Below are 13713 nucleotides of genomic sequence, written 5' to 3'. Positions count from 1 at the left end.
AGCTTTCGTCAATTATTGCTCGCCCCCGGCTTGCCCCGCCCTTCGGTCAGGCCTTGAGGTACTCGGCCTTGCTTCCTAGCCATCGGTCCACGTGCCTGGCGGCGAGTCCTGGATGCCGGTCGAGCATCCGCGGCGCCAGCTCCCGGGCCCAGTCGAGCAGCACGAGGTCGGTGCTGAGGTCGGCGAAGCGCAGCAGCGGCGCACCCGACTGGCGCGCCCCGAGGAATTCGCCCGGACCGCGGATCTCGAGGTCGCGGCGCGCGATCTCGAAGCCGTCGGCGGTCTCGGCCATGGCCTTGAGCCGCGCGCGCGCGGTCTCGCCCACGCGGCCGCCTTCGTTGGGCGCGTACAGCAGCACGCAGGCCGAGGCCGCGGCGCCGCGGCCGACCCGGCCTCGCAGCTGGTGCAGCTGCGAGAGCCCGAAGCGCTCGGCATGCTCGATCACCATCAGCGAGGCATTGGGCACGTCGACCCCGACCTCGATCACCGTGGTGCTGACCAGCACCTGCAGCCTGTTGGCGGTGAAGCTCTCCATGACCGCCTGCTTCTCCGCGGTCGGCATGCGCGAATGCAGCAGGCCGACGCCGACCTGTTCGCCGAGCGCGTCCGCCAGTTCATCGCGGGTCTCGGTGGCGTTGCGCAGGTCGACCGCCTCGCTCTCCTCGATCAGCGGGCAGACCCAGTAGACCTGCCGCCCCTGCTGCAGCTGGGCCTGGATCCGGTCGATGACCTCGTCGCGGCGGTGCTCGGCCACCAGCTTGGTAACGATCGGCGTGCGGCCCGGCGGCAGCTCGTCGAGCGTGGAGACATCGAGGTCGGCGTAGTAGCTCATGGCCAGCGTGCGCGGGATCGGCGTCGCGCTCATCATCAGCAGATGCGGTTCGAGTCCGGCGCCGGGCCGCCCCAAGCCGGCCTCAGGGTCGCCATTGCGGCCGACCGCCTTGCCGCGCAAGGCCAGCCGCTGGGCGACGCCGAAGCGGTGCTGCTCGTCGATGATCGCCAGCGCGAGCCTCCTGAAATGCACCTTCTCGGAGATCACGGCGTGGGTGCCGATCACCAGCGCCGCCTCGCCGCTCTCGACCGCGGCCGACATCTGGTCGCGCTCCTTCTTCTTCTGGCTGCCGGTGAGCCAGGCGACGCGCAAGCCCCGCTCGGCCAGCAGCGGATCAAGCCAGCCGACCAGCTTGCCGAAGTGCTGGGCCGCGAGGATTTCGGTCGGCGCCATCAGCGCGCACTGGTGGCCGGCGTCGATGCAGCGCGCCGCAGCCAGCGCCGCCACCACGGTCTTGCCGGAGCCGACGTCGCCCTGCAGCAGCCGATGCATCGGCAGCGCGCGCGCCAGGTCACGCGTGATCTCGTCGCCCACGCGCTGCTGCGCACCGGTCAATGCGAAGGGCAGCGCGGCCAGCAGCTCGCTGTGCAGCGATGCACCCGCAGGCGCGGCGCCCAGCACCGGCGCCTGCTGCGCCGCCCGCGCACGCCGCGCCTGCAACTGCGACAGCTGCTGCGCCAGCAGCTCGTCGGCCTTGAGCCGCTGCCAGGCCGGATGGCTGTGATCCTCCAGCGTCGCCATCGAGACGTCGGGCGCGGGATAGTGCAGGAAGCTCAGCGCGCTTCGAAGGTCCCAGGCGCCGGGCGGCGCGGCGCCCGCGGGCAGGGTCTCGTCGAGCACCGCCCGCGCCAGGCCGCTGCGGACCTCGCGCCGCAGCACCGGCTGGGCCAGGCCCGCGATGGTCGAATAGACCGGCGTCAGCGCCTCGGGAAGCTGGGTGCCCGCGGCCTTGACGGCCGGATGCATCATCTGCCGCCCGATGAAGCCGCCGCGCACCTCGCCGCGCACGCGCACCCGGGCGCCGACCGCGAGCTGCTTGTGCTGCGAGGGATAGAAATTGAAGAAGCGCAGCTGGCAGGTGTCGCTGCCGTCGTCCACGGTCACGATCAGCTGGCGCCGCGGGCGGAACACGACCTCGCTCTCGGTCACGACCGCCTCGATCTGCGCCATCTCGCCGTCGCGCACGTCCGCCAGCCGCACGATGCGGGTCTCGTCCTCGTAGCGCATCGGCAGGTAGAGCGCGAAGTCGATGTCGCGCAGCAGGCCGAGCTTGCGCAGCGCCCTCTGCACCGCGCTGAGGCCGGTGCCGGGCGCGGGTGCGGCAACGGGCTTTTCTGCTGGTGGGGACTTGGACGCGGCGGGCATGGGACAATTCTGCCCGGCTCTTCGCCGCTCCCTCTTTCCCATGCCTCCTTGGCACGGGCCCGTCCGGCCCTCAAGCACCATGCGCGCCTTCACGCTTTCCGATTTCGATTTCAATCTGCCGCCCGAACTGGTGGCCCAGCATCCCGCCGCCGAGCGCAGCGCCTCGCGCCTGCTCGACGGCACCGGCCCGGCGCCGGTCGACCGCATCTTCAACCAGCTGCCTTCGCTGCTGCGCAGCGGCGACCTGCTGGTGTTCAACGACACGCGGGTGGTCAAGGCCCGGCTTTTCGGCGAGAAGCCCACCGGCGGCAAGCTCGAACTGCTGGTCGAGCGGGTGCTCCAGGGCGCCGAGGTCGTGGCCCACATGAAAGTCAGCAAGAAGCCGCCCGTCGGCACCACGCTGGCCATGACGGGCGGCTTCACGGCCACGCTGCTGGGCCGCTGGCCCGAGGAGGACGGCGCCCTGTTCCGCTTTCGTTTCGACGGCCCGGCGGGCGAGGACCCCTACGCGCTGATGGAGCGCTGCGGCCACGTGCCGCTGCCGCCCTACATCACGCACGCCGATTCGGCCGCCGACGAGAGCCGCTACCAGACGGTGTTCGCGCGCGTGCCCGGCGCGGTCGCGGCGCCCACCGCGGCCCTGCATTTCGACGCCGCGCTGCTGTCCGAGCTCGACGCCCGCGGGGTCCAGCGCGCCAGCGTCACGCTGCACGTGGGCGCCGGCACCTTCCAGCCCGTGAAGACCGAGAACATCGCCGAACACGCGATGCACGCGGAGCGCTACGACGTGCCGCAGGCCACGCAGCGCGCCATCGCCGAGTGCAAGGCCCGCGGCGGCCGGGTGGTCGCGGTCGGCACCACCACCGTGCGCACGCTCGAGAGCTGGGCCCGCAGCGGCGAGGCCAGCGGCGACACCCGGATCTTCATCACGCCGGGCTTCGAGTTCGCGCATGTCGACCTGCTGGTCACCAACTTCCACCTGCCCAAGAGCACGCTGATGATGCTGGTCAGCGCCTTCGCCGGCTACGAGCGCGTGATGGCGCTCTACGCCCACGCGATCCGCGAACGCTACCGCTTCTTCAGCTACGGCGACGCCATGCTGCTGGAGCGGGTGCGGCCATGAAGAACCTGTGCTGGCTGGCGCTGGCGACGCTGCTGCTGCCGCTCGCCGCGGCGGCGCGCGGCTACACCCCGCAAGGCCGATGCGGGGACTACGCGCGGCTTGACATCCGCAGCCCGGCCGGCACTTGCGTCGCGCTGCTCGCCGACGAGAACGAAGGCCTGCGCGCACCGCGGCGCGTGCTCGAGGTCGCGCCCGGACGCTACTGGGTCGTCGACATGGGCTCCTGGGAGCCGCGCAAGGGCCGCCTGCTCGAGATGACGCTCCCTGCGGACGGCCCGCTGCCGCGCCGCGCGCGCTTCACGGTGCTCGCCGAGCAACTCGACCGCCCGCTCGGCCTGGCCCTGGGCCCGGACGGAAAGATCTACGTCGGCGAAGCCGGCAGCATCTGGCGGACCCCGGTCCCCGCGGCCGGGGGCCTGCCGCAGCGCGAGAGGCTGATCGGCGACCTGCCCCAGGACGGCAGGCATCCGCTGAAGGAACTCGCCTTCGGTCCGGACGGCCGGATGTACGTGAACATGGGCTCGGAATCGGACGACTGCCGCGACGGCGCCAAGCCCTACCCGCTGCCCTGCCCCGACGGCGCCGGCCCGATGCCGCGCGCCGCGGTCTACGAGGCCAGCTTCGGCGGCGACGGATTCGGGCTGCAGGCCTTCAGGCCCTTCGCCACCGGGCTGCGCAATTCGGCCGCACTGGCAGTGCTGGCCGACGGGCCGGCCAAGGGCACGGTGCTGCAGGGCGAGAACTCGATCGACTACGACCCGGCCGACCAGCCGCCCGAGGAGCTCAATCGACTCCAGGCCGGCCGCCACTACGGATGGCCCTACTGCGTGGGCCGCCGCCAGCCGGCCCGCGGCTACGAGGCACGCTTCGACTGCAGCCGCACCGAGGCGCCCTGGATGCTCTGGCCCGCGCACGTCGCACCGCTGCAGATGCAGCTCGGGCCTGCCGGCAGCCGCTTCGCCGGCCAGCTGCTGGTCGCCTGGCGCGGCCATCGGCCCGCGGGCCACCGCGTGGTCGGCTACAAGCTGGACGCCAAGGGAATGCCATCGGGCCGCCCGATCGACTGGCTCGCCGGCTGGACCGCCCAGCCCGGCGTGCGGCCGCTGGGCCGCCCGACCGGGTTGACCGTCGACCGCCAGGGCCGGATGCTGGTGGTCGAAGACTTCAACCGCACCGTTCTCATGCTGATCTCCGACGGCTCCGCCGCCGCTTCTGCAAGACCCAAGAAATGACCACCACACTGCCTCGCCTGCAATTCGAACTCCTCGCCACCGATCCGCAGAGCCACGCGCGCCGCGGCACCCTGACGCTCAACCATGGCGTGGTGCAGACCCCGATCTTCATGCCCGTGGGCACCTACGGCACGGTCAAGGGCGTGATGCCACGCAGCCTGCACGAGATGGGCGCACAGATCATCCTCGGCAATACCTTCCACCTGTGGATGCGGCCCGGCCTCGACGTCATGTCGGCCTTCGGCGGCCTGCACCAGTTCGAGAAATGGGACAAGCCGATCCTCACCGACTCGGGCGGCTTCCAGGTCTGGTCGCTCGGCGCGATGCGCAAGATCAGCGAGGAAGGCGTCCGCTTCGCGTCGCCGGTCAACGGCGACAAGCTGTTCCTCACGCCCGAGGTCTCGATGCAGATCCAGACCATCCTCAACAGCGACATCGTGATGCAGTTCGACGAATGCACGCCCTACGACGTCGACGGCCACGTGACGACCGAGGCCGAAGCCCGCCAGTCGATGGAGCTGAGCCTGCGCTGGGCGCGCCGCTGCCAGTCGGAGTTCGACCGGCTCGAGAACCCGAACGCGCTGTTCGGCATCGTGCAGGGGGGCATGTTCGAGAACCTGCGCGAGGAATCGCTCGCCAGACTGGTCGAGATGGATTTCCCGGGCTATGCGATCGGCGGCGTCAGCGTCGGCGAACCCAAGGACGAAATGCTGCGCATCATGGCCCACACGCCGCACCTGCTGCCGGCCCACAAGCCGCGCTACCTGATGGGTGTGGGCACGCCGGAAGACCTGGTCGAAGGCGTGGCGCAGGGCGTCGACATGTTCGACTGCGTGATGCCGACCCGCAATGCGCGCAACGGCACCCTGTTCTCGCGCTACGGCGACCTCAAGATGCGCAACGCCCGCCACAAGAGCGACCCGCAGCCCATCGATGCCAGCTGTACCTGCCATGCCTGCGCCGGCGCCTCGGGCGTGTCGTGGGAGGCGGGCGGGCGCGACGGCTTCAGCCGCGCCTACCTGCACCACCTCGACCGCTGCGGCGAGATGCTGGGGCCGATGCTGACCACCATCCACAACCTGCACTACTACCTGAACCTGATGCGCGAGATCCGCGAGGCGCTCGACGCCGGCTCCTTCGCCGAATTCCGCGCCCGCTTCAAGGCGGACCGGGCGCGCGGCATCTAGGCCGAGCGCAAGGTCCAGGACCCCGCCAGCGTCTCGCCCGGCGCCAGCACCGCGCCGCCGATCTCCTCCGTCCCGTGGCGGCCCGCGAGATGGATCGCATCGGTGCACTGGCTCACCGGCTCGGCGCAGAAATGCCCGCCGCCGCGCGGACAGTAGAGGACGAAGAAATCCAGCGGCGCTTCGGCCGCCAGCACCAGCGTGCGAGCCACATCGGGCCACTCGATGCGGGCCTCGCGCTGCCAGCCCGCGAAGTTGTTGTCGAGGTCGAGTTCCGACAGCAGCACGCCCTCGCGCAGCCGCGCCACTTCGGCGGTCGGCTCCAGGGCCACCGGCATCACTTCGGCATCGGAACGCCACATGGCCGCGGTCGCGCTGCGCAGCCGCGTGCCGGGACGGTGCGCAAAGTACGGGTGATGGCCGATGCCGGCGGGCATCGGCGCCGTGTCGCGGTTGGTCAGCGCCAGCGTGCAGCGAAGCCCCGCCGGATCGAGTTCGAAGCGCTGCGAGGCCTCGAAGGCCCAGGGCCATTGATCGTCGGCCTCGAAGGCCAGCGTGAGCCGGGCATGGGCCGGTCCGGCCTCGGCCACCTGCCAGGGCCGCAGCCACCCGAGGCCGTGCAGCGCGTGCTTGCCCGACGGCCGTGCCGGGTGCGTGGCGGCGATCGCGATGTCGCGGCCCGCGAAGCGCGCACGGCTGTCACGGATGCGGTTGCACCAGGGCAGCAAAGGAAAGCTGCCCATCGCGAAGGGATCGCCGCGCGCCACATCCTGCGCGGAGGCCGGCCGCAGCCAGTCGAGCCGCTCGCCGCCGCGCTGCTCGTGCAGGGCCGCGATGGCGCCACCCACCTGCGGCGCCAGCAGCAGCCGCAACCGGCCGGCTGCGAGTTCGACCAGGCCACCGGAGCCGGCTGCGTCTGTCTCGTCGTGATTCATGCGATGGGCATCCCGTCAGCGGTTGCGAACGCGGGCATTCTCGTTCACACGGGTGGCGAGCGGCACGGGTGGCGGTCAGAATTTGCGCATGACCTCATCGACCTCCCCTGCCCCCTCCGCCATCTACCCGTCGCTGGCCGGGCGCACCGTCTTCATTTCCGGCGGCGCCTCCGGCATCGGCGAGAGCCTGGTGCGCGCCTTCCATGCGCAGGGCGCGCGGGTCGGCTTCTGCGACCTCGACGCCGCCGCCGGCAGCGCGCTGGCGCAGCAGCTGGGCGGCAGCAACGCGCCGCTGTTCCAGGTCTGCGATGTCACCGATGTGGCCGCGCTGGGCGCCGCGATCGCCGCGGTGCGGGCGCACTTCGGGCCGATCCAGGTGCTGCTCAACAATGCCGCCAACGACCGCCGCCACCAGATGGCCGACGTCACGAGCGAAGATTTCGATCGCCTGGTGGCGGTCAACTTCAAGCACCAGTTCTTCGCTGCCCAGGCGGTGGCCGACGACATGCGCGGGCTCGGCGGCGGCTCGATCATCAACTTCGGCTCGATCAGCTGGATGATCAAGGGCGCCGGCTACCCGGTCTACCAGGCCTGCAAGTCGGCCGCGCGCGGACTCACGCGCTCGCTGGCGCGCGACCTCGGCAAGGCCCGCATCCGGGTCAACTCGATCGTGCCGGGCTGGGTCATGACCGAGCGCCAGCTGCGCCTGTGGGTCAAGCCCGAATCGGCCGCCGAGATCGACGCCGCCCAGTGCCTGCCGGGCCGTGTGATGGCCGAGGACATCGCCAGCATGGCGCTGTTCCTCGCCGCCGACGATTCGAAGATGTGCACCGCCCAGGACTACGTGGTGGACGCCGGCTGGACCTGAAGCGGGCCGGGCAACGGTGCGGGAGGCGTGCCCGCCGCTTCCGCCGCCGTGCCGCAGGCGTGGCAGAACTTGGCGAAGGCGCTCTTGCGCGCATCGCAGGCCCGGCAATGGTCGAACAGGCCGATGCCGCAGTGCGGGCAGAAGTCGATCTCGGTGTTCTTGAGGTCCACCGGACGCTCGCAGCCCGGACACACGCTCTTGGCCAGCCGCGCCAAGGCCGTGTCGTAGCTCAGCTCGTTGCGCCGCACCGTCTCGGGTTGCGCCTCCGCGAGCTTCTGCCGCGCCAGGTAGCGGTTGAGCGCCAGGATCGCGTAGCGCCCGACCAGCACGGTCACCACGATGCCCACCACGTAGCGCACGTAGCCGCCGTAGCTCGGCAGGTAGGGCACCAGTTCGACGAAGAAGGCGAACAGCGCGAAGTAGATGAAGCCCCACACGAAGGGCCACCAGCTGCTCTTGCGCTTCTTCGCGAACAGCCAGCCGGCGATCACCAGCAGCGGCAGCGTGAGCGCCAGCCGGTACAGGAAGACGCGCAGCTCGACCTTGCGGTTCTCGGCTTCGAGCTTCTTGCGCGCCGCCTCCTCGAGCACCGCGAGCTGCTGCTGGGCCCGCTGCCGCGACTGCCGGCCGTCGAGCGCGATCTGCCGCTGCGCCACCACGTTGCGCTCGGCCTCGTCCTCCTTCGACTTCAGCGCGTCGAGCGCCCGGGTGCGGGCGATCAGCTCGGTGTCCTGGTCGGGCTGGGCGGTGGCGCGGCGGGTGGCGAGCCAGTTGCCGAAGGTCTCGCGCGCCGCCCGGCTGGCCTGCTGCGCCGTGACCAGCTTGAGATCCGCCTGCTCGCGCTCGCGCGCGGCCTGCTGCTCGCTGCGCTCGGCCTCGCGCACCGTGTCGCGCAGCGGGTCGGCCGCCGCGCGGTCGATGAAGTCGTCGAGTTCGAGCCGGTGCTCGACCTGGGGCAGGTCGCCGACTCGTGCTACCGAGCCCGACCAGGAAGCTGGCGAACACAATCGCCACCACCCAGAGGCCGCGGCGAAACCACTTTTCGGACAGGCGCAGTGCCTTGCTCATTGCATTCTTCCTCTGTTGACGACGGGACGATCCCTGCGGGCTGATTCTGGACGATGGCCTGCCGCGCATCCGGGTCCATCGGGAACACGAACACGCCGGCCACGATCACGGTCGCGGCCATCGCCGCGGCCTGCAGCCCCAGCTTCGCGAGGTGCTGCGGACGCGACACCCGCTGGCGGTACTCGTGCTCGTAGGGACCGAAATTGGTGGACTGACGGCTCACCACGGATTTCCGCCCTGCGGCAGGACCCGCCCCATGGCCGGCAGCATCGACGAGGTGGCGAGGGCGTCGCCCTGCGCCGGGGCCTTGGCCGGCGCGACGATGTGGGTGCAGGCCGCGCAGGCCGCGACCAGGAAAGTGAGCAGGTACTGCTTCATGGGGTCCTCTCCGCCAGGGTGTGAAAAAGTGCGCGGATCATGGTCCGCGCCCTCGCCGCCCGGGATGCATTAATGGCACGGTGGCGATACCGTGCGCCGCCGGTATCGTTACTTGATACCCAGCGGTGTCCGACGCCCCGCCAGCAGATCGGCGCGCGTGAAAGGCTGCTCGATCCCGGCCAGCCGCACCGCGATCCTTTCGAGCAGCCCCTGGGTCGGCGCCGGCGTGCCGGGCTTGAGGAACAGCACCGGGGTCGCCAGGCTCAGCAGCACCAGCGTCCAGCTGATGCGGGGGTGCGGCAGTCGATGCTGCCACCAGAGGAAGATGCCGCTGACCGCGACGCCCAGCGCATAGCCGGCGACCACCTCCGACACCGAATGGGCGTCGAGCGCCAGCCGGGTCAGCCCGATGAAGGCGGCGAGCAGCCATCCGAAGACCGCCGCCGCGACCCGCACGGGATGCTCCCAGCGCGAGACCGCCAGCCAGCAGGCGACCGGCCAGACGCTGGCCGCGATCGCCGTGTGGCCACTGAAGCCCGTGAAGTCGAGCCTGGCGCTGCCGATGCCCCAGCCCAGGAAGGCGATCTTCGAGGTCGCGATCAGCCCGCCGCCGAAGCCGAACAGCAGGATCCACAGCAGCGCCAGCGGGCGGGTGGGGCTGCGGATGCCGAGCCAGACCGTGATCCAGAGGGCGGCGGGCAACAGGAAGCCGCTGTCACCGAGCCAGGTGATCGCGTGCAGGAATTCGTGGGGGCCGGGCATCGGGCGGGCGTCAGGTGCCGAGAAGCACGCTCACGCGCCGCTGCAGGGTTTCGGGCCGGACCTCGGCGCCAGGCATCGCGCTGCCGACGCGCAGCCCGACGCGGCTGAAGAAGCCGCGCCGGAACGGCCGCACCATGGCGACGTTCTGGCCGTCACGCGCCTCGATCCGGCTGAAGAACGAGCCCCAGAGATTGGTCAGCGCCATCGGGATCACCGGCGGCTCGACCCCCTCGGCCCGCGCGCCTTCGAGGATCTTCATGACGCCGCCCTTGAACGGTTGCAGGCTGCCGTCGCGCGTGATCGCACCCTCCGGGAAGATGGCGAGCAGATCGCCTTCGCGCAGCACTTGCACCGCGTCGGCGAAGGCCTGCTCGTAGGCGGCCGGGTCTTCCTTCTGCGGCGCGATCGGGATCGCCTTGGCGAGCCGGAACAGCGCGCCGAGCACCGGCACGCGGAAGATCCGGTGGTCCATGATGAAGCGGATCGGTCGCGGGCTGGCGGCCATCAGCAGCACCGCGTCGACGAAGCTCACGTGGTTGCAGACCAGCACCGCCGGCCCCTCGGCCGGAATGTGCTCCTGACCCCGGATGTCGAAGCGGTAGACGAAGTGCGAGAGCACCCAGGCCAGGAAGCGAAGCAGGTATTCGGGAACCAGCATGAAGATGTAGAAGGCGACCACCGCGTTGGCGATGCCGGTGATGAGGAAGATCTGCGGAATCGTGAAGCCGGCCTTCAGCAGCGCCCCGGCGATGACCGAGCTGGCGATCATGAAGAGCGCGTTCAGGATGTTGTTGGCCGCGATGATACGGGCCCGGTGGGTGGGCCGGCTGCGCAGCTGGATCAGCGCGTACATCGGCACGCTGTAGAGCCCGGCGAACAGCGACAGCAGGCCCAGGTCGGCCATCACGCGCCAGTGCGCGGGCTGGGCCGTGAAGGCGCCGAGCCCCATCTGCGCTGCGGCCGGCAGCCCGCGCGAGGCGAAGTACAGGTCGACGGCGAACACGCTCATGCCGATCGCGCCCAGCGGCACCAGGCCGATCTCGACCTGGCGCCGGCTCAGCGTCTCGCACAGCAGCGAGCCGGCGCCGATGCCGACCGAGAACACCACCAGCAGCAGCGAGGCGACCTGCTCGTCGCCGTGCAGCACATCCTTCGCGAAACTCGGGAACTGGGCCAGGAAGACCGCGCCGAAGAACCACATCCAGGAGATGCCCAGCAGCGAGCGGAACACCACCAGATTGCCGTGCGCGAGCTTGAGGTTGCGCCAGGTCTCGCTGACCGGGTTCCAGTTCATCGCCAGGCCCGGGTCGGTGGCCGGGGCCGGCGGGATCGCCTGCGCCATCGCACGGCCGCCCAGCGCCAGCAGCAGGCAGGCGACGGCGACGCTGGCGTGGCCGACCTGCGGCAGGGCGACCAGCAGGCCGCCGGCGACCTGGCCGAGCAGGATGGCCACGAAAGTGCCCATCTCGACCATGCCGTTGCCGCCGGTGAGCTCGCGCGGCGCCAGCACCTGCGGCAGGTAGGCGAACTTCACCGGGCCGAACAGGGTCGAGTGCAGCCCCATGAGGAACACGCAGGCCAGCAGCACCACGGCGTCGGCCCGTATGAAGCCCCAGGCGGCGATCGCCATGATCGCGATCTCGAGGTTCTTGACGAAGCGGATCATCTTCGTCTTGTCGTGCTTGTCGGTGAGCTGGCCGGCGGTGGCCGAGAACAGCAGGAAGGGCAGGATGAACAGCGCGCCGATCGCCAGTCCCGCCATCGCCGGCGGCATCCAGACCAGCTGCAGCTGGTAGGTGACCATCACCGTGAAGGCGAACTTGAACAGGTTGTCGTTGGCCGCGCCGGCGAACTGGGTCCAGAAGAAGGGCGCGAAGCGACGCTGCCCGAGCAGTGCGAACTGGTTGGTGTGGGCGGGCCCCTCGGACGGGCTGGCGGATGCGGCTTCGGTGGTGGGTGTCATTCGAAGGGGGGGGCCGGAATGCCTGGTCCCGCCAGGTCTCAGGCGGTCAACACAGCAGCGTGCGGATTGTGCCGCAGCGTCTGCCGGCCCATGGCCTGCAGCGCGTGCAGCACCGGGAGCGCCGCCAGCGCGGCGGTCAGGTGCTTGAGGCTGTGGCCCGACAGCAGCTGGTGCGTGGCCGCATAGATCGCATGGTCGGCCAGCTCGAACAGCTTGGCCAGCGCGTAGAAGAACAGCACCCAGCCAAGCTTGAGGCCGATGGCGCCGGCCACCGGCCGGGTCAGCGCCAGTGCCAGCACCAGCGCCATGCCGCCCAGCTGCAGCAACGCCCAGGGCAAGGCATTGCCGCTGACATGACAGACCGCCGCCGCCAGCAAGCCGCCGCCGAAGGTGAACCAGGCGGCCGGCCAGCCGGCGCGGGCGCTGACCCGTTCGCAGACCGCGAAGCCGACCAGTCCCGCGAAGGCCACCGCCATGCCGGCCCGGTCCGCCGCGAGCCGCAGGTCGTCCGGCTGCAGGTGGTAGAAGGCCGAGCCGAGCGCAGTGAGGACCAGGCCGGCGAAGAACATCCAGGCGCAGTCGAGCGCGTTGACCGGGGGCTGCACCTCGGCCTGCGGCAGCGGCGCCGCATCCTGCAGCTGTTCGTGGGCCCGGTCCAGCCGGCGCAGGGTGCGCAGGCCCCAGATGCCCAGCACCGCGAACGGCAGGTTGCTGAGCACGTCCATCGCATTCGGCAGCGCCCGCCACGGCTGACCATCGGCGAAAGGAGCACCCCCCAGCGCGGGCGCAGGCACCGACGGGCCGAGGACCGCCGCGCCGACCAGCAGCGCGGCCAGCGCCAGCAGGGAGCGTTCGCGACGGGAAAGGGGCGGCAGGGAGGACATGGCAGGCTCCGGTGGGTGGCTCGAGGAAGTGGAATCTAGGTTGTCAACCCGTCGGACGGCATCGAGAATCGATACGGAGCACTTTTTCACCACCTCCGGTATCAATCCGCAATACTCCCTCCCGCCATGAGTACCACTGTCGACCTGGTCAACGCCCTCAAGAACGAACTCAAGTCCGCCCACATGACCTATGCCGACCTGGCCAGGTCGCTCGACATGGCCGAGTCCAGCGTCAAGCGGATGCTGGCCAAGGGAGACATGCCGCTGACCCGGGTCGACGCCATCTGCCGGGCGCTGAAGATCGACTTCGCCGAACTGGCGCGCCGGGTGGCGGACGCGCAGCCGCTGCTCAAGGAGCTCACGCTCGAGCAGGAGAAGGCGGTGGTGAAGGACAAGAAGCTGCTGCTGCTGGCGATCTGCGTGCTGAGCCAGTGGACGCTGGAGCAGATCGTCGGCGCCTACCGCATCACCGAAGCCGAATGCATCGGCTACCTGGCACAGCTGGACCGGATCGGCATCATCGAGCTGCGGCCGCTGAATCGCTACCGTCTCAAGCTGGCCAAGACCTTCCGCTGGCGGCCGCACGGCCCGGTGATGGATTTCTTCCGCGAGAACGTGGTGCTCGACTACTACCGCGGCGGCTTCGACGGCCCGGCCGAGGGCCTGCTGCTGGTGCACGGCTCGATCAGCAAATCGCTGGCGCCGGCCTTCCTGGACCGGCTGCAGCGAGTGGCGCAGGATTTCGCCCAGCAGCACCAGACGGACCAGAAGCTGACCCCCAAGGAGCGCGAGGGCTACACCCTGCTGCTGGGCATGCGGAACTGGGAGTTCGAGCTGTTCACCCGCCTGCGCAGGGCCTGAAACACACAGAAACCGGTTTCTTCGATAAAATTCGCCCTCGCAGAAAAGCGGACGCAAGCGTCCCACCGATGGCGCAATCTCCCATGAACGCTCAGGTGAACCGCCGCAATCGCGGTTCGAATACTGCCTCAATTCGATCAATCGCCGACTGGAGAGTCACCACGCCAAGTGGTGCACCGAAGGAGCAAACCTGTGGCCCGTGGCCAGGTGGTGAAACTCTCAGGTAACAGAGACAGGGGGAGCGGCAGTCTGAACCCC

The 13713-nt window shown here is 70.2% G+C and carries 12 protein-coding genes, 1 pseudogene and 1 riboswitch; of the genes and pseudogenes, 5 read left to right on the top strand and 8 right to left on the bottom strand.

Annotated elements, in window-relative coordinates; translation table 11 throughout:
* Positions 1-46 precede the first annotated feature (46 nt).
* Positions 47-2197 (bottom strand): ATP-dependent DNA helicase RecG, encoded by a 2151-nt coding sequence (recG, locus tag QTI45_RS07370; RefSeq protein WP_286653907.1) that lies wholly within the window; start codon positions 2195-2197, stop codon positions 47-49.
* 79 nt (positions 2198-2276) lie between these two features.
* On the opposite strand from recG, the gene queA reads away from it, so the two are divergent.
* The 3 genes from queA to tgt are packed head-to-tail and all read left to right on the top strand — an operon-like array spanning position 2277 to position 5739.
* Entirely contained in the window at positions 2277-3320 is a 1044-nt protein-coding gene (queA, locus tag QTI45_RS07365; RefSeq protein ID WP_286653906.1) for a tRNA preQ1(34) S-adenosylmethionine ribosyltransferase-isomerase QueA, read from the top strand.
* Entirely contained in the window at positions 3317-4552 is a 1236-nt protein-coding gene (locus tag QTI45_RS07360) for a PQQ-dependent sugar dehydrogenase (protein WP_286653905.1), read from the top strand. Before queA ends, QTI45_RS07360 begins: the two co-directional genes overlap by 4 nt.
* A complete protein-coding gene (gene tgt / locus QTI45_RS07355) occupies positions 4549-5739 on the top strand; it encodes a tRNA guanosine(34) transglycosylase Tgt (protein WP_286653904.1) in 1191 nt (396 codons plus the stop codon). The genes QTI45_RS07360 and tgt overlap by 4 nt, the downstream gene beginning before the upstream one ends.
* Here the strand turns inward: tgt and QTI45_RS07350 are convergent.
* Positions 5736-6671, bottom strand: coding sequence for an aldose 1-epimerase (locus QTI45_RS07350; protein WP_286653903.1), 936 nt, complete (start codon positions 6669-6671; stop codon positions 5736-5738). The two genes, tgt and QTI45_RS07350, sit on opposite strands and share 4 nt — an antisense overlap.
* A gap of 88 nt (positions 6672-6759) precedes the next feature.
* On the opposite strand from QTI45_RS07350, the gene QTI45_RS07345 reads away from it, so the two are divergent.
* Positions 6760-7539: an SDR family NAD(P)-dependent oxidoreductase gene (locus tag QTI45_RS07345; protein WP_286371076.1), complete on the top strand. Its 780-nt coding sequence runs from the start codon at positions 6760-6762 to the stop codon at positions 7537-7539.
* Here the strand turns inward: QTI45_RS07345 and QTI45_RS07340 are convergent.
* From QTI45_RS07340 to QTI45_RS07315, 6 genes and pseudogenes are all read right to left on the bottom strand, one after another.
* Positions 7512-8607: pseudogene (locus tag QTI45_RS07340) on the bottom strand (serine endopeptidase). The gene QTI45_RS07345 and the pseudogene QTI45_RS07340 overlap by 28 nt on opposite strands.
* The gene (locus tag QTI45_RS07335; RefSeq protein WP_286654320.1) at positions 8513-8830 is read right to left on the bottom strand and encodes a hypothetical protein; all 318 of its coding nucleotides are present in this window, start codon (positions 8828-8830) and stop codon (positions 8513-8515) included. The pseudogene QTI45_RS07340 and the gene QTI45_RS07335 overlap by 95 nt, the downstream one beginning before the upstream one ends.
* Entirely contained in the window at positions 8827-8985 is a 159-nt protein-coding gene (locus QTI45_RS07330) for a hypothetical protein (RefSeq protein WP_286371074.1), read from the bottom strand. Before QTI45_RS07330 ends, QTI45_RS07335 begins: the two co-directional genes overlap by 4 nt.
* 108 nt (positions 8986-9093) lie before the next feature.
* The gene (locus QTI45_RS07325) at positions 9094-9747 is read right to left on the bottom strand and encodes a phosphatase PAP2 family protein (protein WP_286371073.1); all 654 of its coding nucleotides are present in this window, start codon (positions 9745-9747) and stop codon (positions 9094-9096) included.
* 10 nt (positions 9748-9757) lie between these two features.
* Complete coding sequence (locus QTI45_RS07320) at positions 9758-11710, bottom strand: MFS transporter (RefSeq protein ID WP_286371072.1); 1953 nt, start codon at positions 11708-11710, stop codon at positions 9758-9760.
* Between the two features lie 38 nt (positions 11711-11748).
* On the bottom strand, positions 11749-12594 hold the full coding sequence (locus QTI45_RS07315) for a hypothetical protein (protein ID WP_286371071.1): 846 nt from the start codon (positions 12592-12594) through the stop codon (positions 11749-11751).
* Between the two features lie 126 nt (positions 12595-12720).
* On the opposite strand from QTI45_RS07315, the gene QTI45_RS07310 reads away from it, so the two are divergent.
* Positions 12721-13455 carry a helix-turn-helix domain-containing protein gene (locus tag QTI45_RS07310; protein ID WP_286371070.1) on the top strand — a complete coding sequence of 245 codons (735 nt, stop codon included), beginning with the start codon at positions 12721-12723 and terminating at the stop codon, positions 13453-13455.
* A gap of 138 nt (positions 13456-13593) precedes the next feature.
* Positions 13594-13701, top strand: a riboswitch (glycine riboswitch).
* The last annotated feature ends 12 nt before the right edge of the window (positions 13702-13713 follow it).

Source organism: Variovorax saccharolyticus, from assembly GCF_030316765.1.
Classification (GTDB): Bacteria; Pseudomonadota; Gammaproteobacteria; order Burkholderiales; family Burkholderiaceae_C; genus Variovorax; species Variovorax saccharolyticus.
Note: the sequence above shows the minus strand (reverse complement) of the source record. Positions and strands in the feature narration are given on the sequence as shown.